Source organism: Hephaestia caeni (assembly GCF_003550065.1).
In the GTDB taxonomy this organism is placed as follows: domain Bacteria; phylum Pseudomonadota; class Alphaproteobacteria; order Sphingomonadales; family Sphingomonadaceae; genus Sphingomonas; species Sphingomonas caeni_A.
In genome coordinates, this window is the sequence record NZ_QXDC01000004.1 from 93,659 (window position 1) to 115,750 (window position 22,092).

At 65.6% G+C, this 22,092-nt stretch carries 16 protein-coding genes; 8 read left to right on the top strand and 8 right to left on the bottom strand.

What is annotated here, in order from left to right:
• Positions 1-75: 75 nt before the first annotated feature.
• The gene (locus tag DFR49_RS14915) at positions 76-1,512 is read right to left on the bottom strand and encodes an NAD-dependent succinate-semialdehyde dehydrogenase (protein WP_119036528.1); all 1,437 of its coding nucleotides are present in this window, start codon (positions 1,510-1,512) and stop codon (positions 76-78) included.
• Between the two features lie 145 nt (positions 1,513-1,657).
• On the opposite strand from DFR49_RS14915, the gene DFR49_RS14920 reads away from it, so the two are divergent.
• Genes DFR49_RS14920 through DFR49_RS14930 form a run of 3 tightly spaced genes read left to right on the top strand, consistent with a single transcriptional unit; the run spans position 1,658 to position 4,331 of the window.
• Complete coding sequence (locus DFR49_RS14920; protein WP_119036529.1) at positions 1,658-2,590, top strand: alpha/beta hydrolase; 933 nt, start codon at positions 1,658-1,660, stop codon at positions 2,588-2,590.
• Positions 2,590-3,171: a cupin domain-containing protein gene (locus DFR49_RS14925; protein WP_119036530.1), complete on the top strand. Its 582-nt coding sequence runs from the start codon at positions 2,590-2,592 to the stop codon at positions 3,169-3,171. The genes DFR49_RS14920 and DFR49_RS14925 overlap by 1 nt, the downstream gene beginning before the upstream one ends.
• Positions 3,171-4,331 carry an acyl-CoA dehydrogenase family protein gene (locus tag DFR49_RS14930; RefSeq protein ID WP_119036531.1) on the top strand — a complete coding sequence of 387 codons (1,161 nt, stop codon included), beginning with the start codon at positions 3,171-3,173 and terminating at the stop codon, positions 4,329-4,331. Before DFR49_RS14925 ends, DFR49_RS14930 begins: the two co-directional genes overlap by 1 nt.
• A 64-nt stretch (positions 4,332-4,395) precedes the next feature.
• Here the strand turns inward: DFR49_RS14930 and DFR49_RS14935 are convergent, their stop codons facing one another.
• The 4 genes from DFR49_RS14935 to DFR49_RS14950 form a co-directional block, all read right to left on the bottom strand.
• Complete coding sequence (locus DFR49_RS14935) at positions 4,396-5,970, bottom strand: class I adenylate-forming enzyme family protein (protein WP_147373711.1); 1,575 nt, start codon at positions 5,968-5,970, stop codon at positions 4,396-4,398.
• Entirely contained in the window at positions 5,971-7,077 is a 1,107-nt protein-coding gene (locus tag DFR49_RS14940; protein ID WP_147373712.1) for an acyl-CoA dehydrogenase family protein, read from the bottom strand.
• Between the two features lie 2 nt (positions 7,078-7,079).
• The gene (locus DFR49_RS14945) at positions 7,080-8,300 is read right to left on the bottom strand and encodes an acyl-CoA dehydrogenase family protein (protein ID WP_119036534.1); all 1,221 of its coding nucleotides are present in this window, start codon (positions 8,298-8,300) and stop codon (positions 7,080-7,082) included.
• Positions 8,301-8,583: 283 nt separating this feature from the next.
• Positions 8,584-9,492, bottom strand: a complete 909-nt coding sequence (locus tag DFR49_RS14950) for a LysR family transcriptional regulator (protein WP_170151031.1) — start codon at positions 9,490-9,492, stop codon at positions 8,584-8,586.
• Positions 9,493-9,759: 267 nt separating this feature from the next.
• Here DFR49_RS14950 and DFR49_RS14955 point away from each other — a divergent pair, with 267 nt between their 5' ends.
• Positions 9,760-10,440 carry a nitroreductase gene (locus DFR49_RS14955; protein WP_119037227.1) on the top strand — a complete coding sequence of 227 codons (681 nt, stop codon included), beginning with the start codon at positions 9,760-9,762 and terminating at the stop codon, positions 10,438-10,440.
• 214 nt (positions 10,441-10,654) lie between these two features.
• Positions 10,655-12,370 carry a hypothetical protein gene (locus DFR49_RS14960; RefSeq protein ID WP_119036536.1) on the top strand — a complete coding sequence of 572 codons (1,716 nt, stop codon included), beginning with the start codon at positions 10,655-10,657 and terminating at the stop codon, positions 12,368-12,370.
• A gap of 12 nt (positions 12,371-12,382) precedes the next feature.
• Here the strand turns inward: DFR49_RS14960 and DFR49_RS14965 are convergent, their stop codons facing one another.
• Both DFR49_RS14965 and DFR49_RS14970 read right to left on the bottom strand, forming a co-directional pair.
• Positions 12,383-13,936, bottom strand: coding sequence for a hypothetical protein (locus DFR49_RS14965; RefSeq protein WP_211325911.1), 1,554 nt, complete (start codon positions 13,934-13,936; stop codon positions 12,383-12,385).
• A 14-nt stretch (positions 13,937-13,950) separates the two neighbouring features.
• On the bottom strand, positions 13,951-16,752 hold the full coding sequence (locus DFR49_RS14970) for a TonB-dependent receptor (protein ID WP_170151032.1): 2,802 nt from the start codon (positions 16,750-16,752) through the stop codon (positions 13,951-13,953).
• A gap of 218 nt (positions 16,753-16,970) precedes the next feature.
• Between DFR49_RS14970 and agaR the strand changes: the two genes are divergently transcribed.
• Positions 16,971-17,750: a transcriptional repressor AgaR gene (gene agaR, locus DFR49_RS14975; RefSeq protein ID WP_119036538.1), complete on the top strand. Its 780-nt coding sequence runs from the start codon at positions 16,971-16,973 to the stop codon at positions 17,748-17,750.
• A gap of 14 nt (positions 17,751-17,764) precedes the next feature.
• On the opposite strand, the gene DFR49_RS14980 is transcribed toward agaR, so the two are convergent.
• Complete coding sequence (locus DFR49_RS14980) at positions 17,765-18,877, bottom strand: amidohydrolase family protein (RefSeq protein WP_119036539.1); 1,113 nt, start codon at positions 18,875-18,877, stop codon at positions 17,765-17,767.
• Positions 18,878-19,023: 146 nt separating this feature from the next.
• Here DFR49_RS14980 and DFR49_RS14985 point away from each other — a divergent pair, with 146 nt between their 5' ends.
• Entirely contained in the window at positions 19,024-21,126 is a 2,103-nt protein-coding gene (locus DFR49_RS14985) for a glycoside hydrolase family 36 protein (protein WP_119036540.1), read from the top strand.
• A complete protein-coding gene (locus tag DFR49_RS14990) occupies positions 21,123-22,070 on the top strand; it encodes a DMT family transporter (RefSeq protein ID WP_119036541.1) in 948 nt (315 codons plus the stop codon). The genes DFR49_RS14985 and DFR49_RS14990 overlap by 4 nt, the downstream gene beginning before the upstream one ends.
• The last annotated feature ends 22 nt before the right edge of the window (positions 22,071-22,092 follow it).

Genomic DNA, 22,092 nt, shown 5'->3' on the forward strand with positions numbered 1-22,092 from the left:
GACGCATCGCGCTATAGGGGTGCTTGCCGCGGGGTGACCAATGCCGATCCGATATGCGGCTGATAGCGCGGGGCGCTACGCGATGTGCACCGCCTTCGTCACCATGTGCGCCATGATCCCTTCCGGCCCATCCTCCGATCCAAAACCCGATTCCTTGACCCCGCCGAACGGGCTGTCGGGCCACGTCATCCGCGCCTGGTTGATCGCCAGCATCCCCGTCTCCACCGCCTCGGCCAGCACATTCTGTCGCCGTCCGCTTTCGGTGAAGCAATAGGCCGCCAGGCCGTAGGGCAACCGGTTCGCCTCGGCGATCGCGTCTTCGTCGGCGGTAAACGGGCGGATCAGCGCGACCGGGCCGAAGGGCTCGTCGATCATCGCTTTGGCATCGAGCGGCACGTCGGCCAGCACCGTCGGCTGGAAGAAGAAGCCGCCCTCTTCGCCGCGACCGCCGCCGGCCAGAATCCGCGCGCCTTTCGCCGCGGCATCGTCGACCATCGCCGCGACTGCCTCGGGCCGGCGCGGGTTCGCCATCGGCCCCATCTGCACGCCGGTCGCTGCGCCGTTGCCCACCGTCACCGCGCGGGTGCGCTCCGCGAACCCCTTGGCGAAAGCCTCATAGACGCCTTGCTGCACATGAAAGCGCGTCGGCGACACGCACACCTGGCCCGCGTTGCGAAACTTGTTCGCCACCAGCAGGTCGAGCGTCTTGTCGAGATCGCAGTCGTCGAACACCAGCACCGGCGCATGGCCGCCCAGTTCGAGCGTCATCTTCATCACCGTGTCGGCGGCGAGCCGCATCAGATGCTTGCCCACCGGCACCGATCCGGTGAAGCTCAATTTGCGCGTGATGGGCGACGCGAGCAGGCGGCGCGAGATCGTGTCGGGCACACCGAACACCAATTGCGCCACCTCACCCGGAACGCCCGCATCGGCGAAGCAGCGCATGATCTCCACCGCGCTGCCCGGCGTCTCCTCGCTGGGCTTCAGGATGATCGAGCAGCCCGCGGCGATCGCGGGCGCCAGCTTGCGCACGACATTGAGCGCCGGGAAATTCCACGCGCAGAAGGCCGCCACCGGCCCCACCGGCTGGTGCAGCACCATGCTGCGCATCCCCGCCGGCCGCATCAGCACGCGGCCATAGACGCGCCCCGCCTCGGCGGCGTGGAAATCGATCAGCCCGGCCGAGCCGAGCACCTCGCCCTTGGCTTCGGCGAGCGGCTTGCCCTGTTCGAGCGTCACGATGCGGGCGATCCGATCCGCGCGCTCACGGATCAGCGCCGCCGCGCGCTGCAACACCCGCCCGCGCTCGTCCGGCCCGACGCCCCGCCACTGGCGGAATCCCCGCTCCGCCGCATCGAGCGCGCGATCGAGATCGTCGTCGGTGGCATGCGGCACCTCGGCGAGCACCGATCGATCGGCGGGATTGAGGACCGGTTCGCTGTCGCGCGCGCCGCCGGTGATCCATTCGCCGTCGATGAACAGCGCGGGTTGCGTCTCATAACCTTCAGCCACCGTATGCGTCTCCCTTCGGTATCGCCGCCATCATCGCACCGCGCGCGCGCATTGCGTTATGCCAAATCACAAACGCGGTGATGCGAAATCGGTAAGCTACTTCATCGGCTGCGCTCTTTATCCCTTCAACCCGAAAGGATGAGCCATGCACCCCGCCGCCGAACCGGAACGCTACACGATCGACAGCGAAAACCCGGCGCACGCGCTTCATCTGCTGCGCGCGCAGCCCGCCGATCGCGACGGCCGCGCCCCGGTGCTGTTGCTTCACGGTTCGACGCTGCCGGGCAGCATCGCCTACACACTGCGGTTCGACGGGCGATCGTGGCTCGATGATCTTGCGCAGCGCGGTCGCGACGCCTGGTCGCTCGACATTCGTGGCTACGGCCGCTCCTGGCACCCCAAGGATAGCGGCGATCGGCCGTGCGCGCCCGTTGCCGATACCGCGCAAGCGCTGGAGGACGTGGACGCCGCGATCGCCTTCATCCGCAAAGAAACAGGCGCGCCCTCGATCGATCTCGTCGGCTGGTCGTGGGGGGCGACGATCGCTGCCGCGTGCGCGGCCGGCGGCGGCGCAGTCAACCGGCTGGTGCTGCACGCCCCGCAATGGCTGCGCGACACGCCGTCGCCGCTGGTGACGCCGCAGACGATGGCCGAGCCCTATCGGACGGTCGACATCCCGGCCTTTATCGAACGCTGGCTCGGCCGGGTGCCGCCCGAGGCGCGGGCGACGCTGGAACGTTGGCGCGACACGCTGGAGCGCGCGCTTGCCGAAAGCGCGCCGATCCTCGTTCCCAACGGCAGCATCCGCGACATCGCCGGGCAATGGATGGCGGGATCGCCCGCCTACGATCCCGCCGCCATCACCGTCCCGACGATGGTCATCGTCGGCGCCGCCGATACCGACACCCCGCCCGCGCTGGGGCGTGAGGTGTTCGACCGACTCGGCACCGACGAGCGCATTTTCGCGCAGGTGCCGGGCGGCACCCATTTCACCGTGTTCGAACCTGCGCGCGACCATCTGTTCCGCGCGGTTGCCGGATTCCTGGACGCAGAGACGACCCCGAAAGGAGCAATTTAATGAAGACGATCGACATCTCGCCCGAGGAGATGAACAAGCGCGTGGCGCGCTACGCAGACCTCGTTCCCTATGGGAACCAGCACACCGGCACGATCAACCCCGAAGTGTTCGAGCACCTGACGGCGCGCCGGGTGCTGTCGATCATGGCCCCGCACAATTATACCGGCCGCAGCGCCCAGGCGCCGATCAAGAGCCTGCCCGGCGCGGTGATCTCGATCGCCGAAACCCCGCCCGGCAATGCCCCGGCGCTGCACGCCCATGATACCGCAATCGAGAATTTCTTCGTCATCAACGGGCGCTACAAGATATCGTGGGGCGACGAGGGGCAGCACAGCCTCGAGCTGGGGCCAATGGATTTCATCTCGATCCCGCCGCGCGTCAATCGCACTTTCCTCAACATCACCGACGAGACGGCCCGACTGCTCGCGATCATCCAGCCGCTCGGCGAGGATCAGGAGGATCGTGTCGCCTTCGCGACCAGCGTGGCGCCGAAGATCTCGGATCAATATGGCGAGGAAACGCTGGCGGCGCTGCGCGAAATCGGTTTCCACTTCGACGCCGGCCAGGACTCGGAAGCCTGATGGATTTCCGACTGTCCGAGGACCAGCTCGCGCTTCAGGAAACCGCGCGGAAGTTCGCCCAGAGCGAGCTGCCGGCGCTCGCCGAAACGATCGAATCGACCTCCAGTCCCGTCCCGCACGACTGGCTCAAACGCTATGCCGAAATGGGCTTTCTGGGCGTCAACACGCCGGAGGCGCTCGGCGGGCTCGGGCTGACGCTGCTCGATGCGCTGATCGTGATGGAGGAATTCGCGAAAATCTCGGTCGGCGTCGCGTTTCCGGTGTTCGAATGCTGCACCGGCCCGGTGCGGATCGTCGAGCGGCTGGGGTCGCCTGAACTTCGCGAGCGGATCGTGCCGCGCGCGGCCGGCGGCGAGATGCTGGTGGCGGTGTCGATGTCCGAACCCGATGCCGGCACTGCGCTGACCGATCTCAGGACGCGCGCGTCGATCGACGGCGACGAAATCGTGCTCGACGGCACCAAGCGCTGGTGTTCGGGCGCGGGTCATTCGGGCGGCTATGTCGTCTTCTGCCGGTTCGACGGCATCGAAAGCGCGAAGGGCATCGGGGCGGTATTCGTCGACATGGGAACCCCGGGCCTGAGCTTCGGCGATCAGGAACGGATGATGGGGTTCCGCGGCGTTCCGTCGGCCGACATTTTTCTCGACGGCGTGCGGGTGCCGAAGGAAAACCTGCTCGCGGGGCCGGGCGATTTCGCGCGGCTGATGCAGCTTTTCAACATCGAGCGGCTGGGCAATGCCACGATGGCGCTCGGCGTGGCGGCGGGCGCGCTCGAACGGGTGACCGCTTACGTTCAGGAACGCCGGCAGTTCGGCAAGCCGCTGGTCGATTTTCAGGCGGTGCAACTGCGCGTCGGCGACATGGCGTGCAAGGTCGAGGCGGCACGGCTGCTGATCCACCGCGCGGCGGCCAACGCCGGCCACGATCTTCCCGATCCGCAGGAAGCTGCGATCGCCAAATGTTTCGCCAACGAGATCACCCGCGCGGTCACCGCCGATGCGATGCAGCTCATGGGCGGATACGGCTATGCCCGCGAATACGGCATGGAACAGAAGCTGCGCGATTCCTACGGCTGGGGCATTGCCGGCGGCGCGATCGACATCCAGAAGGTGAACATCGCCGGCGGACTCGTCGGCCGCCGCTTCAGCCAGCGGGGCTAGAGTTTGATCCACTGGCGTGGAAGCGCTCAGAGGAAAAGGTACGGTTCGTGCCGATCGGGAAAACTCAGGCCGCCGCCGTCCGCTCGGACCGCACCACTGCCTTCGCCACCTTTCCCGCCCCCGATACCGGCAAGGGTGTCGTCCGAAACGCGATCGATCGCGGCACCTTATAGCCCGCGATCGCCGCCCGGCAGTGATCGGCCACTGCCTGCTCGCCAAGCCGGGTTTCCGGCTGGAGCACGATCTCGGCATGCACGATCTCGCCCCAGACGGGGTCCGGCAGGCCGATCACCGCGACATCGGCAACGCCGGCCATCGCACGGATAACGGTCTCTACCTCGACCGAATAGACATTCTCGCCGCCGGTGATGATCATGTCCTTGAGCCGGTCGACGAGGAAGAAATTGCCCTGCGCATCGGCACGGCCGAGGTCGCCCGAGCATAGCCAGCCGTCGCGGATCGTCTGCGCCGTCGCTTCGGGATTGCGCCAATATCCCTTCATCACCAGCGGCCCGCGCATACGGATCTCGCCGACCTCACCGGGGACGCATTCGCGGTCCGCGGCGTCGAACACCCGCACATCGGTGAGCGGCATGGCCCGGCCGATGGTCGACCATTGCCAGTCGTCCTCGGGCCATTCGTCCTCGGGAAGGTCGCTGGCCGCGATGCCGTCGCTCACCGTCGCGGCCGACGTCACCTCGGTCATGCCATAGGTGTTGTAGAAACGCGCGTTGGGAAAGCCCGCGACCAGTTCGTGGAGCAGACCCGCGGGCATCGGCGCGCCGCCCATGTTCATGCCGACAAGGCTGGTCAGATCGCGATCGGCGAAGCCCGGCGCATCGACGATCATGCGAAACATCGTCGGCACGCCGTTGGCGAAGGTGATCCGGTGGCGCTCGATCAGCTCGGCATAGCCCGCGGGATCGAATTTGGGCATCATCACGATCGTGCCGCCCACGAGCAACACCGGCGGGATCACCGCCGCGGCGGCGACATGGAACATCGGCGCGGAGCCGAGCAGCACGACATCGCGCGACCAATGCCAGTGCGCGACGTACATCAGCGCCGAGGTGACGAGGTTGGCGTGCGTCTGCATCACCCCCTTGGGCAGCCCCGTCGTCCCGCCGGTGAAGAAGATCGTCGCAACATCGTCCCCGCCGCGCATCGCATCGGGCGCCGCCGCGGTCTCAGCGATCGCCGTTTCGTAATTGATCAGCCCGGCGGGCGCCGCGTGGTCGCTCATCAGCACGACGTGCTCGATGCAGCCGGCTTCGGCGCGCAGCGTCTCGGCCAGCGGCAGGAATTCGTCATCGACGATCAGTACGCGCGCCTCGACCATCCGCACGATACCGACAAGTTCGGCCGGCGACAGGCGATAATTAAGCGGCGCCGCGATGCCACCCGCCCAGATCGCGCCGAACAGCGCCTCCAGATTGCGGTGCGAATTGAGCGCGAGGATGCAAACGCGATCCTCCTCGCCGACGCCGAGGCTACGGAACAGACCAGCGCAGCGCCCGGCCCGATCGTGCAGCGCCGTATAGCTCAGCCGCTTGTCACCCTCGATGATCGCCGTGCGCTCGCCATGATGCCGACGGGCGGCGTCGAGCAACTGGGTCAGGCGCATCCGGCCGTGCGTCACTCAATCGAACTCCCGCGCGTACCGGGCGAGATGGTAATCGCCGTTTCCATACAGCGTTTCGAGCGCGAACACCCGCTTGAAGCAATGGCTGACCTTATAATCGTTCACGGTGCCGACCCCGCCATGCACCTGGATACCCTGATTGACGACGAAGCGCGCCTTCTCGGCGACCAGCACCTTGAGCGCCGACGCGGCAAGCGCGCGTTCGCCGGCGTCGGCAGCGACATTGGCGAGCGCCTCGAACACCCCGCCACGCAGCGCTTCCAGCTCGATGAACATCCGTGCCAGCCGATGGGCGATCACCTGGAAGTGCGCGATCGGCCGGCCGAACTGCTCGCGCTTGCCCGCATAGCCGGCGGTTTCGTCGAGCGCGGCCTGCGCGGCGCCCGCCGCTTCGGCGCCCAGCGCGGTGATCGTGCGATCGATGCCGGCCGTGATCGCTGCCCCGACGCCGCCGCCGATGGCGACCGCGCGCGCCGCAACCCGATCCAACGTCAGGTCGGCGGCAGCGGCATCGTCGATCGTGTAATAGCCGGTACGTACCAACCCTTCGGCCTCACCCGCCACCATGAACAGCCCCGTCGTGCCGTCCGCCAGACGCGCGGAGACGAGGAGGTGATCGGCATCGGCGCCGTCCATGACCACCGCCTTGCGGCCGCTGAGTACCCAGTCTTCGCCTGCCTGCTCGGCGCGGGTGGTGACGACCTCTGGCCGGAACCGCCCGCCGGGTTCGTACAGCGCCGCCGCGAAGCGCCCCTCGCCCGATCCGATGCGGGCGAGGATATTATCCGCAAGCGCCGGCTCGGCCGCCTCGAACACCAGGTTGGCGACCAGGAAGGCCGATCGGAAAAACGGTTCGACCACGACCGCGCGGCCAAATTCCTCGGCGATGATCGCGGCATCGATCGTCGATTGCTCGATGGCGTCGCGGTTCGGCAGCGCGCGCGCGATCCAGCCGCGGTCGACCATCGTCCGCCAACGCGCGTCGTCGCGCGACGTGGCGGTCGCCGTCCGCGCGAGGTGCGCCGCGAACGTGTAATCGGAATCGAGCCATGCGCGCAGATCGTCACGCAGATTCTGTTCGGCGTCGGAAAGCTTCAGGTCCACGCTCAATACCCCCACACCGTCTTCGCGATGATCCCGTGCTGCACTTCGCTCGACCCGCCGAAGATCGTGATCGCCCGGCGGAACATCAGGTGCCCGAGCTTGCCGGGGGCATAATCGGGCGCGAATTCGGGCGCTTCGTCACGATAGGGGCTCTGATCGAGATCGTGTTCGGTGGTCGCATCGTGGTTCGGGAAATAGACCGGGCCGTATTGCCCCAGCGCCTCGACGATCAGCGCGGAAACCTCCTGCTGCGCTTCGCCGCCCTGCACCTTGATCGCCGCGGTCGAGGCCGCGACGCTGGGGGTCGCGTCGGTCAGCAGGCGCTGCATCTGCCAGCGCAGTGATTTGAGCTGGATCTCGAGGCGCGCGACCTTACGGCGATAGGCATCGTCGTCCCATAGCGTCGCATCGCCGTCGCGCTGGTCCCGCGCGAACGCCTTGGCGCGCTCTACCTCGTGCCGGATCAGCCAGCTTTGCGCCACCATCCCGCGCTCGCGTGAGAGCAGGAACTTGGCATAGTCCCAGCCCTTGTTCTCCTCGCCGATCAACTCGTCGGCGGGCACGCGGACGTCGCGCAGGTGGACCTCATTCACCGTATATTGGTGATCGTACATGTGGATGGGTTTCAGCTCGACGCCCGGCGCGTTCATGTCGATCAGCAGGAAACTGATGCCCGCCTGCTTGCGCACGTCGGGATCGGTGCGCACCAGCGTGAACATCTTGTCGGCGAAATGCCCCTCGCTGGTCCACGTCTTGACGCCGTTGACGACGTAATGATCGCCGTCGCGCACCGCCGTCGTGGTCAGCGACGCGAGGTCGGACCCGGCATTGGGTTCCGAAAACCCCTGGCAGAAGAAGATATCGCCATTGGCGATCGGTTCGAGATATTTCGCTTTCTGCGCCTCGGTGCCGAAGGTGAAGATCACCGGCGCGACCATGAAGACGCCCAGGTTCGATACCCCCGGCGCCCCCGCGCGGCCCAGTTCCTCGACGAACATGTCGACCTGCGTCGTGTCCCAGCCGGGGCCACCATATTCCTTCGGCCAGTTGCGCCCGATCCAGCCGCGCCGGGCAAGGATGCGCATCCACTCGCGCAGATCCTCCTTGGGGGGATGGAAGCCGCTGGTCGCACGATCACGAAGCGACGCGGGGAGGTTGTCGGCGATCCACTGGCGCATCTCGGCCTTGAGGGCCGCGTTTTCCGGGCTGAGCGTGAACTTCATCTAATCCCCTCGATCGCCGTGGCTTTCGCGCCATCCATGACGGGCCATGCTTGCACTTCGGGATACGAAGCACCACCGCCCCCCTTCAAATGCCGAATTGCGATTCCGGGCATAGCCGGCGGGTATGCGCATGGCTGTTCGGGAAATCGCGAAAGAGCGATTTCCGGAGCGGCACCGGCCCGCTCCCCCACCCGGCCAACCACAGGATCATGCTGGATGGGTGGCCGGGTGGGGGAGCGGGCCGGTGCCGCAATGCGCCTTTCGGCGCATTCCCAAACGACCCCTAAGAACGCCGCGGGAAGCGTTCCTTCAGGATCGTGCTCAGCCGCTGCGTCACTTCGAGCACCGCGTGCGAGGGGGCATGTTCGGCCGATCGCGCCACGATCCGTTCCAGCCGCAACGCCTCGATCGGGCGCACTGCCAGCGATCCTTCGCGAATCCCCTGTTCCGCCGCGCTTTCGAGGCTGATCGTATACCCCAGTTTGCGCGCCACCATCGGGCGCGCCATCAGCGTGGTCTCGACCTCCGCAACGACGTTGTTGGGCGTCAGGCCGGCATCGGCGAAGGCGCGTTCGACGATATCGCGAATCCCTTCCTTGCGGATTCCCGCGATGATCAACGGAAGATCGACGATCTCGGCGAGCTTGAGCGGCTCGTCGCCATCGAGCAGCGGATCGCCCTTCGCCCCGACCAGCGAGATCGGCTCGGTGAACGATGCGCCGAGGATGAGGTGCGCGGGATCGACGTTGAGCGACAGCACCGCGACGTCGACCACCCCCGTCACCAGCATCTTGCGAAGCCGCGGCGACAGGCCCTCCATGAAATTGAGCGTGATCTCGGGAAAATCGGTCCGCACCTGCTCCAGCAGGTCCGACGCGATCCATTCGGCAAGCGTCGGCGCCAGCCCGATATTCACCTTGCCGCCGACATGCGTCTGGCGAAACAGGATGCGCTGCTTGACCTGTTCGGTCAGGTGCAGGATCCGCTCCGCCTCCTCGAGCAGCATCAAGCCGTCCTCGGTGGGGATCGAGCCGCGCGTGTGGCGAGTGAACAGCGTCGTCTTGAGTTCGTGCTCGAGCAATCCGATCTGGCGGCTGAGGGCGGGCTGCGCGATGTGCAGTTCGATCGCGGCCTTCTTGAAACTTTCGTTCCGCGCTACCGCCACGAAGTAGCGGAGTTGACGCAGTTCCATTCTTTCACCTCTCCAACGAGGAGGACGCCGGCCACATGCCGGCGCACCTCCCATTCTGCGCCCGGCGGCGATCGTGTTGCTGTCGGGATCACGCGTGCGATGCCGGGGGCGACCATGCTGCCGGACTCATGCCGCATCTTGCCGCTGCGGGCAAAAGGCAAGTCGCCCCCCGGCACGAAGGCGGCACGCTCTCCCATGTCAATTCGCGTCTTGCTATCGGCTCCATGTGCTTGCGAACCGGTACGCGATTGAAGCATGGCTGCCGCGATGCGCGATCTTGACCAGTTCGAAGCGATCGCCGGGCGCAGGCGCGCGGTTCGGGCCTTTCTTCCCCGGCCGGTAGACCGCGCGCTGATCGCGCGCGCGATCGCGATCGCCGCGACCGCGCCATCAAGTTGCAATACCCAGCCCTGGACGCTCCACATCGCCTCGGGGGCGGCACTCGATCGCCTTCGTACGGCGCTGACCGAGGCGGTGTCGTCGGGCAGGCCGCCCGCTTACGAGGTCGAGGCCGCCGATCGCTACGAAGGGCCGTTTCGCGAACGGCAGATCGACGCTGCCGTCCGCCTGTTCGAGGCACAGGGCGTCGGGCGGTACAACACCGCGGCACGCGCGCAATCGATGCTGCGCAATTTCGCCTTCTTCGGCGCGCCGCACGCCGCATTCCTGTTCATCCCGGCCGGCGGGGGGCTTCGCGAGGCCGCCGATTGCAGCAAGTTCGCGCAAACCTTCATGCTCGCGCTCGCCGCGGCAGGGCTCGGATCGTGCCCGCAGGGCGCACTGAGCGGCTATCCGGCGGTCGTCCGCCAGGCGCTGAGGCTGGGAAGCGAAACCGGCAAGCTGCTGCTCGGCATCTCGTTCGGCTATCCCGATGACGACGACCCGACTGCCCGCGTCCGTCCGCCGCGTTGCCCCACACAGGATATCACCCGTTTCCACGACGATTGAAGGCGCGGAAAGGCGGGGAAAAGCACGACCCGGCGTGGCGTCCGGCCGCGCGCCGGCAGCATAAGCGTCGGCTGGCAGTTTGTTTTATAATTGACACATCGTGTTATATATGAGACTTACGACCCAAGTTCGGGCGGGAGACGCGGCGCCGGGCAGCGATCGAATGGCGGGAAAACGATTCCATTCGGCGCCGAAAAGGGGAGCTTCCTGGGAAATGAACCGCTTCGCAGCCCTGCTCATCGCCGCACTCGCATTGCCCTCGCCGGCGCTCGCCGAACAGAAGAGGCCGCTCGTCCTGGTCGACGACGAGGTCGCGCCCCTGCCCGGGGCGGACACGATCGGCACCCGCCCGAATTCGCCGATCGATGTCGCCGACTATATGACCCCCGAACAGGTCGCCGACGTGATCGCCGGCACCAAGACGCTCGATGTCACGCAAGCGGTGCAGAACTGGCTCGCGGCGTGCGTTGCGCAGCATCGCGCCTGCCGCGCCATGCCCGGCATCTACCGGCTCAGCGGCCCGATCGTCTTCGAACAGGCCGGCAACCTCACCACCGGGCTGACGGTCTATTCCGAATCCCCCGGCCAGACCATTTTCGACAACAGCTATACCGCCGGCCTGCCCTTTCTCCTCCAGGCCTCGGGCGGTACGCCAGAGGCGCCGGTCAGCGCGACCTACGCCTATCTCAGCGGGCTGGCGTTCCGCTGCAATTATGCCGGGCCGTGCGTCACGATCGGCAGGCCCGATTATGCGGACCAGATCAACGAATTCACGCTCTGGCGGCTGTCGGTGCAGAATGCCAACGCCAGCGCAGGCAGCACCGCCTATGAATTCAACGCGGTGTTTTCAGGCTATGTCTATGCCAATGGGTCGACCGGGGCTTCGCCGGGCCGGATCGCCAAGCTGGGCACGATCACCGGTGGCAGCGGCTATGTCGACGGCACCTATGTCGATGTGCCGCTGACTGGCTCGGTTCAGGGCTCGCTCGCGAAGGCCGAGGTCACGATCGCCCGTGGCAAGGTGACCAACGTCATGATCACCTCGGGCGGCGTCATTTACAATGTCGGCGATGTCGTGACGATCCCCGCCGCCAGCGTCGGCGGCCGCGGTGCGGGGTTCTCCGCCCCCGTCACCGCCGTCACCAACGTCGCGAACGACATCTACCGCATCAAGCAATCGGCGTTCACCAGCTACAAGATCGGCGGCTCGAGCGGCTGGAACTTCGTCCACCTTACCGACACCTATTCATACGGCAACACCTTCATCTCGCCCGACTGCGAGATCGTCGCGACCTGCTACAAGATCGACAGCTTCAACGCGGTGCGCAACACCAGCCTCGGCGGCACCTATGCCTATTCGAACTATGGCCACGGCGTCGATGCATCGACGGGCAGCTTCGTCGCGATCAACCCCAACATCAACGCCGACGCCTCGCGGTTCATGGCACCGGGCTCCACCGCCTTCGCTGCGCGCTGGACCAACGACACCGTCGCGCTGACCAACGCGCCGACCTTTTCCTCCTCGGTCACCACGCGCAACCCGTCGGGCGCCGCGACGCTGGCGCTCACCTCAGCGGCGCACACGACCAAGCTCAACGCCGATACCGGCGGCAATTTCTTCCTGAGCAACACCAAGCAGGGCGGCTTCACCGTGCTTGATCAGGCCGGGCGGGGGGTACTGCAATTCAAGGTCAACGGCGCGCAGGTCGCCGCGATGTTCGATTCGACGACGATCTTCGACACCAAGACGACGGCACCCGCGATCGGCACGTCGGGCTATATCGTGTCGACGCTGCCCGCATCGCCCGCCAACGGCGATCGCGCCTATGTCACCGACGCCCATGCCTGCACCTTCATGGCGACCCCGATCGGCGGCGGCGCCACTTTGTGCCCGGTGATCTATCTCGACGGCTGGAAAGCGGGCGGCTGATCGACCGCGGGCCTACAGATTGCGTCGCAGCGTCAGCGACCCATCGGCGTTCAGCGTCTGCCGGCACGCCCAGCGCATCGGGTAGCGCGCGCTCTTGACCTCGATTTCGGCGCTGAGGCGCAGGCCGGCCCAGTCCCTGATCCCCGGCAGCGGCAGCAACGCCTGGCGGATACCCGACGGCCGAGGATAACCCGGATCGACGCAGCCGCTCGCCACGACCTCTCCATTCTCGCGCCGCAGCGTGAGGCGCAACACGCCGGGCACGCCCGCCACCCCGTCATTGGCGAGCCCGATCACCAGCCCCGCGCCGCCCTCGCGCTCGAACGCCCAGATGAAAGCGGGATAGACACGGTAGCCGATCCGCCGTGCGATCCGGTCGATCGGCTCGGGGTAGCGCTCGTAGTAACTGAGCACGTTGGCGGCAGCGATGTTGTGCCAGTTCCAGATCGACCAGTAATTCGCCCCCACCGCGAGCACATGATCGATGATCTGCTCGTTCCTGGTGACGCCGTCGACGAGCCCGAGCTGATCCGGCGCGCCGGTCGTCATCCCGACTTCGCTGATCGCGGCGGTCCACGCCGGCCGATTGCTGAGCGCCTCGATCTGCGTGTTCTCGATGAAGATCGTGTCGCTTCGAATCCAATTGCCCGAACGCACGCTCCGGTCGAGCATCGCGGCGTTGCCGACATGGTTGAAATCGGGCTGGGTGTTGGTGACCAGCGGCGTTGTCGTCCAACGGCGCACCTGGCTGTCCATCATCTTGCGCCAGGTGCGTTCGGCGCTGGCATCGTCGGGAAAGACATTGCCCTCGAACGGCCAAGCATGCCCTTCGCCCCAGAAGCCGTACATCATCGTATCCATATATTCGACGTCGGGGCTGCCGTTGAATTGATCGGCGAGCAGCGCGTTCAACTCCTCGAACGCGGCCTGATACGCGGGATGGTCGTAGCGCGGCAGCGCGTGTTTCTTGGCGTAGCGCACCTGCGATCGATCCCCGGCCCATACCCCCTCGAGCGGCACCGAAGGAACCTTGTCGATCAGGAACGCGGGCATCCCCGGCTCGGCGAAATCGGGGTTTTCGAGCATGATCCGAAACCCCACCCTTTTGCCGTACGCGCGCGCCAGATCGAAGGTGATCCGCCACCAATCGGGCAGGTCGAGCCGCCCCGGCCTTGTCTGCACCTCGCGCCAATTGGGCCGCAGATAGACCTTCTGCGTGAACGGCAGGCTGACGATATCCTCGATCGATCGTTCGAGCGTCTGGCCGGGGAGCCGTGGCGGGCCGATGTCGCCCGACACATAGGCGGTGAGCCCCATGCCGAAATTGGGGACGATCTCGCGCGACGGCGTGGTCCCCATCACGACATCGCCACCGGGCGCGATCGCCGCCGGGCCGTAATTGGGGAATGGCCCCTGATAGAGGCGGTCGTGGACGTCCGGCCCCGGCCCCCAATCGTATCCGGCCCAATTATGGTCGGGCAGCTCGCCACGCGCCGCGCGCGCCCCGAAGGCGGCGGCGACGGCGGCAGACCCCGCCCCCACTTTCAGGAAGTCACGCCGATCCATGCCGCGGTCCGCTCCTACAGGCGGCCGCGCACGCCGAAGAAGAAGCTCCGGCCCGAATATTCGTAGAAATCGGGGACGTTGCGATAGAGGTTGAACCGCTCGATCGCCGAGCCGAGCAGGTTCGATCCCTCGACATAGACCTGGAAATGGTCGGTCAGGTCGTAGGCGAGGCTCGCCGACATTTCATGATACGGGTCTTCCTTGATCGGCAGATAATCGATCAGCCCGGACTGCGCCTGCACATAGCGCGACGCGTAATTGTACGAAACCTGCGCGTTGATGCCGTGGCCTGCGTAGAACAGCTTGAGGTTCGCCGAAAACGGGATCGCCCCGGGCAGATCGGTGGTCACGTCGCCGCTCTTGGCGCGCGAATGGTTGTACGTCGCATTGGCCTGGATGCCGAAGCCGTTGTCGAGGAAATATTGCGCGCCCGCCTCGATGCCGTAGACGTTCGCCGAATCGCCGTTGAGCACCTGAACGCGGGTGAAATCGAACGATGCCGGCTCGCCCGCCGGCTGATCGGTGGGCGCGATCGTGACATCGACGGGCATCGAGGTCACGAAACTCTTGATGTGCTTGTAGAAGCCGGCAAGCGTCAGCGCGAGCTTGTCCGACCGGTAATATTCGAGCGAGATGTCGAACTGGTCGGCGGTTGTCGGCTTCAGATCGGGATTGCCGGCATCGAAGATGATGAACGTCCCCGATTGCGCCGATGAGGCGTCGCTCGCCGGCGACAATTGCGCGAAGGTCGGCCGCGCGATCGCCTTCGATGCCGCCAGCCGCAAGCGCAGCTCCCCCGTCAGATCATAGGCGAAATTCACCGAGGGCAGGATCTTGGTGTATTTGCCGCCGCCCGTCTCGGGGACGGATTCGTTGAACTGGACGTTGTAATCGGCCTGGTTGCCCGCGCGTTTGACGATGCTCTTGATCGTGGTCGAAAAGCCGTTCGACGAGACGCGCGTGTTGACGACGCGCACGCCGATGTCGCCGCGCCAGTTGGCACCCTCGAAATTGGCCTGGACGTACCCGCCGAAGGTGCGCTCCGAAATGCGGAACGACAGCGGCAGATCGGGCTGGATGATCTGGTTGGCATAGCCCGACGGATAGGGCTCGCCCGTTTCGGGGTTGAGCACCGCGGGGTTGTTCTCGGCATCGGGCAGCGCGTTCAGATAGGTGTCAATATCGAACGACGCGAAACCGCGCGGAAAATTGCCGGGCTGCTTGAACAGCAGATTGTCCACCGGGAAGCCGCGGATCACATCGGCGCCGATCTGGCCGAAGGTAAAGGGATAGCCGCAGAAATTGCACTCGGTCGCAAGGTTGTCGATCACGGTGTCGCGCTTCTTGCGATCGGTCCAGGTCGCCCCGGCGGAAACCGATTTCAGCACCCCGGCAAAGGTTTCCAGCGTCGCATCGAGCCGGGCGCCCTGGGTTTCGTCCTTCAGGTCGTCACCGCCGATCCCGATATAATGCGCGCGGTAATCGTCGTTGGTCGCCTCCGACAGCGGCCGCCCGCCGGGGATGGTGATCGCGAGATCGGGCAACGCACCGTTGCGGGTCGCGAAATCGGCCGACGCATCGAGCACGCCCGCGACGACGAAACGCTCCTTGGCGCCCGAATTGCGCGTCGCCTGCCCGCGATAGCCGTCGATCGCGACCGTCAGGCTGTCGATCGGCTTCCAGTCGATATGCCCGCCGATCTGATAGGTATCCACCGTCCGCGGCTCGTCGGTCGTCAGCACCTCGGCGACGAGATCGTTGATCGTGAAATTGGTGACGACGTTGTTCTCGTCGACGCGCACGCTCGCGGGATCCCATTTGACCGGCGAATCGAGATCGTTGCGCGGGCTCAGGAAGTTGGACTGGCGGTAATTGTGCTGGATGTCCTTGTAATGGCTGTACAAGCCGTCGAGCGTGATCGTCATCCGGTCGCTCGGCTTCCACTGGACCGCGCCCGACAGGCCGAGCCGCTTGCGCTGCCCCAGCACGACGCCGTTCGAATAGAAATCGGGCCAGACATATTCCTGCCCGTCGTCGTCGATCGTGCCGTTGCCGTTGAAATCGAACTGCTGGCCCTCCTCGGTATCGCTGGCGGGGGAATATTCGCCGAGATTGTCGGTGCGCAGCTTGGTCGAGGAATAGGTCGCCGACAGCAAAACGCCGAAGGTGTTGTCGGCGAACGTATCGCTGACGACGCCCGACGCCTTATAACCCATCTTCTCCGAAAGATCGTTGTACTGGCCCTCGATCGAGCCCGACAGGCGCAACCCGTCATGGTCGAACGGGCGCGCGGTGCGCAGGTCGATATTGCCGCCGATGCTCCCTTCGAGCGCAGAGGCCTGCACCGCCTTGGTGACTTCGGCGCCCGAGATCATCTCCGCGGGCAACACATCGAACGCGAAGGCGCGGTCGGTCGAGTCGGTCGGCAAGATGCGACCGTTGAGCGTGGTGATCGCGAATTCCTCGCCCAGCCCGCGGACGGTAACGGTGCGCCCCTGCCCGCGGCCGTCCCGCCCCACCGTGACGCCCGGAATGTTGGCGAGCGCCTCGGCGACATTGCGATCGGGGAATTTGCCGAGTTCTTCGGCCGAGATGGCATCGACGATCGTGCCCGAATTGCGCTTCGCCTCGATCGATCGCAACAGGCTGCCGCGCACGCCGCGAACGACGATCTCCTGCGCGTCGCTGGCGGCCTGGTCGCCGATCCCGGCCTGCTGCCCGGCCGCGACCGTATCAGCCTCGGAATCGGGCGTCGACGCGACCTGACCGATCGCCGGAGCCGCCGCCAGCAGCGCCAGACTGCTCGCCCCGGCCATCGCTAACGCGCGCGTGCACCTGCCTAAAACCATTCCTCTCCCTTTCTGTCGCGCCGCCTCGTGACGACTCTTTCTTTCGATTTGCATTTATGTTGCGTTTAGACGCTATCTCAATACCCGCATTGCTGTCAAAACGAAATTTAGCGAAACAAGTTGGCGAGATTGATTGCGCTTGTGCAGCTTGATAGGAGAGTAGGGAGATCCAGGGGTTCAGAATCTTGCCAGTTACACGCGATACGAGCGCACGGCGCCAGCAGATCAGCGCGATGGTGCGCGAACGGGGCAGCGTCCAGGTCGCGCCGCTCGCGCGGCAATTCGGCGTGTCGATGCAGACGATTCGCAAGGATCTCCATTTCCTGAGCGAACGCGGGATCACCGAGCGCTCTTATGGGGGCGCGATCCTGGCCGGGGCGATCAACGCCGTCACCGAACCCGGGCTCGATACCAAGCGTGCGACGCATACCGACGAGAAGGTACGCATCGGCGAGATCGCCGCGGCGATGGTGCAGCCCGGCGATTCGATCGTGCTCGATTCGGGGACGACCACGCTCCAGATCGCGCGCCACCTGCCCGACGATGAGACCATCACCGTCCTCACCAACGATTTCGACATCCTGTCGGTGCTGACGCGCAAGGCACGGATCAACGCGGTCATGCTCGGGGGGGCCTTGCGCCGCCGGAACATGGCCTTTTACGGCGCGCAAACGACAGGTGCGCTCGCCGATCTGCACGTCGACAAACTTTTCCTCGGCGTCGACGGGTTCGACGTCGAACGCGGGATCACCACGCATTACGAGCCCGAAGCCATGCTCAACCGCGCGATGGTGCAGGCCACGCGCCAGGTCATCGTCGTCACCGATCGCTCGAAATTCGGCCGGATCTGCCTGCACCGCATCGTCAGCATCGACGAGGTCGACGATCTGGTGACCGATGGGCCCCTGCCCGACGATATTCGCGCGGCGGGCGAACGAATGAATTTCGGCGTCCATCTCGCCTGACGCGCGGCGCGCGATCACGCGCCCTTCAGGAACACCCGGCGGGCGTTCTTGTAATAGATTTTGTCGATCACCGTCCGCGGCAGCGCCAGCCCCTTCACCTCAGCATCGAGCGCGGCGATATGCTGGCTGTTCGGGGTGGCGAGATAGCGCCAGTCCGATCGCCACACGCTATCGGCCTCCTGCACGAAATCGTCGGTCATCGGCGGGTTTTGCGCGAGAGCGTCGGGCCCCGGCGGGCTCGCGGTCAGATCGGTGCCGTAGAGCAGCCGGTCCTGATATTTGATCAGAAACGCGCGGACACGCTCGTAATCCTGGTTGGACTGGTGCTGCAACTCGCTCATCCGCGCGGCCATGTCGACCGTCGCATTGGGGAAACGATCGAGGAATTCGGCCACCCGATCGACGTTCCATTCGAGGCTGGCGAGATGGGCGCCGACGAACGGCAGACGGGGATGGAACGCGACGAAGCGATCGCGCGCCGCCATGATCATTTCGTAGCTCGGCTCCTCGGGGTGGAGATACATGTAATAATTGGGATGCGCCTTGAAGTAGCTGCGATCGTTGTCGGTCGTCATCTGATCGAGCGGCAGCCAGCAATTCCTGGGTTCGCCTTGGTGCGCGATCAGCGGGACGTGCGCCTGCCGGATGTGCGCCATGACCGGATCGAAGCGCGGATCATCGAGGAAGACGCGCTTTCCGTTGGCATCGTTCTCGACCATGCCGATATTCTTCCAGACCTTGACCGCGATCGCGCCCTTGGCGAACGCCGCATCGAGCGTTTGCAGCACCCGCCCGCTCCATCCCGGCGTGCCGAATCCCTTCATTGAGAAGGTCGTCGCATAGTGGAAATGCGCCGGATCGGCCTTGTGGAACTTCTCCGCCAGCCGCGCCTGCGTGTCGATCGGCGGGAAATCGGGATAGTCGACATTGATCGACAGCAGCTCGAATCCATCCTTGCGGGCGATCTCGAGGAATGCGGGGCTGTCGTCGTTGGCGTGAACATGGGCGTCGAACTTCGGCACCGTCGCGAAATCCCGCTCGCTGTAGGTTTGCCGGGAATTTTGCTGCGCCTGCGCACCGGCCGCCGCCATGATCGCCAATGCCGAGACGACTCCTTTGATCCACATATCCTGCTCCTTCGCGCGAAAACGAAATATAACGCGTTATGTATCGTGCTTTTAAACTTGCGTTACGCAGCTTTCCAGTGCAAGCCTTTTCCCGGAGGACGCGGCGGGGAAGCCGGCCGCCCCACAGGATGGAGGTGAGGAAGATCATGCTGGACCGCGCCGTTTCGCGCCGAGGAACCATTGCCACGCTGCTCGGCGGCAGCGCCGTCATGATGTTTGCCACCCTCTCCCCCCGCCCCACCCTCGCCGCCGCCCCGGCCTCGGCGACGCTCTCCGACGGCACGATCAGCATCGACATCGACGGGTCGATGCACAGCCGGATCGCGCTCCGCGGCAAGCCGCTGACCGACATGGAGGCGAGCGATACGCTGCGCCTGGCCGGCGGCGAGACCATCGATCGCTTCATCCTGCTCGATCATGAGACGCACGCGCTGCCCGCATCCGCCCCGCACGGCGCCGGGACGCTTCATCGGCTACGCGGCGCGGCGGGCGCCGATCTGGAAAAGACCGTCGAGATCGCGTTCCACGATCGCTATCCCGGCCTCGCATTGATCGACACGCGCTATCGCAACACCGGCAAGGCGGCGGTCAGCGTCGCGCGCTGGCGCGCCGCGTCGCATCAATTGCTCGCCCATCCGGCGGGCGCATGGACCTTCGCAGGCGCCTCCTTCCCCGATCGGCGCGATTGGGTGCAGCCGGTCAAGGCCGGGTTCGATCAGCACAATTTCATGGGCATGAACGGATCGGATTATGGCGGCGGCACTCCCATCGCGGTGGTCTGGCGGCCCGATGCCGGGCTTGCGGTCGGGCATATCGAAACGGTCCCCCGGCTCGTCTCGCTGCCGGTGGCACACCGGCCGCATGGTACAGCGCTCGGGATCGAGGGCGATCAGCCGGCGCTCCTCAAACCCGGCGAGGCGCTGACCTTGCCGCGCGTGTTCCTGATGGCACACGAGGGCGATTATTTCCGGCCGCTCAACACCTATCGCAAGGTGATGGCAGAGCGCGGCCTCGCGGCGCCGGACATCCCCGAATCGAGCTACGCGCCGATCTGGTGCGCCTGGGGTTATGAACGCAATTTCACGACGGCGCAGGTCTACGGCACGCTGCCCAAAGCCAAAGCGGTCGGGCTCGAATGGGTGGTGCTCGACGACGGCTGGCAGACGTCGGAAGGCGATTGGAAGATCGACCGTACCAAGTTTCCGCGCGGCGGCGCCGATCTCAAAGCCTTCGCCGACACCGTTAAGCAGGCGGGCATGAAGCCGCGGCTGTGGTTCGCGCCGCTCGCCGCCGACCCGGGCACCGATCTGCTGCGCGACCATGCCGATATGCTGCTGCTCGGCAAGGACGGCCAACGCCAGAAGGTGACGTGGTGGGACAGCTATACCTTGTGCCCCGCCTACGCGCCGGTGGTGGAATATTTCAAAGGCCATGTCCGCCGGATGATCGGCGACTGGGGGTTTGAGGGCATCAAGTTCGACGGCCAGCATCTCAACGGCGTCGCGCCGTGCTACAATCCCGCGCACCACCACGCACGCCCCGAGGAATCGTTCGAGAAGCTCCAGGATTTCTGGAAAGCGATGTACGACACCGCGCTGGCGATCAACCCGCAGGCGGTGATCGAAATCTGCCCGTGCGGCGATTCGTTCGCGTTCCACAACATGCCCGCGATGAACAACACCCCCGCCTCGGATCCCGAATCGTCGTGGCAGGTGCGATCGAAGGGCAAGACCTTCAAGGCGCTGATGGGCCCGTCCGCGCCCTTTTCGAGCGATCATGTCGAACTGAGCGATGGCGGCGACGATTTCGCGTCGGGCTATGGCGTCGGCGCGATCCCGTCGACCAAGTTCACCTGGCCCAAGGATACCGACAAACCCACCGATCCGTTGCCCCCGGGCGGCTTCGTGCTGACCCCCGAGAAGGAAGCGGTGTGGCGCCAGTGGGTCGCGCTCTACAACAAGAACCAACTCGCCAAGGCCAGCTATCGCGGGGCGCTCTACGATATCGGCTTCGACAAGCCCGAAGCCCATGCAATCGAAGCGAACGGCGCGATGCATTACGCCTTCTTCGCCGATCGCTGGGATGGCCCGATCACGCTGCGCGGGCTCGGCAAGGGGCGCTATCGGCTGACCGATCCGATCAACGGCCGCGGGCTCGGCATCGTCACGGCCGATGCTGCGACGATCCCCGCACGCTTCACGCACGCACTGATTGTCGAGGCCGTCCCGATGACGGGGGGCGCCGCGTGATCGCGCGGGCCGGCGCGAATCGCGCGTGGCTTCTCTATGCCCTCACCACCGTCGTGCTCTGGGGTTTCTGGGGCGCGTTTTCGAGCCTGTCGCCCGAGCACGGCTTCCCCGAGACCCTCGTCTATTGCATCTGGTCGCTGACGATGATCCCGCCGGCGCTGATCGTGCTGGCACAAAACAAGTGGCGGTTCGATCGCACGCCGCGCGCGATCCTCTACGGCCTCGCGATCGGGCTGCTCGGCGCGGGCGGGCAGTTGGTGCTGTTCTACGCGATCACCCGCGGGCCGGCGTATCTCATCTTCCCGATCATCTCATTGTCGCCGGTCGTGACGATCGCGCTTTCCTTCTTCCTGCTCGGTGAGCGGACCGGCAAGCTCGGCGTAATCGGCATCGTGCTCGCGCTGCTGGCGCTTCCGACATTCGATTTCATACCGCAGGCTGGCGGCAGCGGGCAGGGATCGACGTGGTTCGTGCTCGCGCTGATCGTGATGGCGTGCTGGGGCGTGCAGGCCTATTTCATGAAGGCCGCCAACGGCTTCATGGCGGGCGAAAGCATCTTCTTCTACATGATGGTCGCCGGGCTTGCGCTGGCGCCGGCCGCTTATGCGATGACCGACTTTTCGCAGCCGATCAACATGGGGGCGGACGGGCCGTTGCTCGCCGCGGGGATCCAGGTGCTCAACGCGATCGGCGCGCTGACACTGGTGTTCGCGTTTCGTTACGGCAAGGCGATCGTGGTCGCACCGCTCAGCAATGCGGGTGCGCCGCTCGTCACCGCAGCCATTGCGCTCGTGATCGCCGGGGTGATTCCCAATCCGCTCAAGCTGGCGGGGCTCGCGCTGGCGCTGGTGGCGGCGGTGCTGCTCGCGATCGAACCGGACACTGCTGACGAAACGCTGGACGACGAAACGGCATCCTTGCCGCCGCTTTCCTCGGCCATATAATTTCGTTTAGTTTCTTTTTATT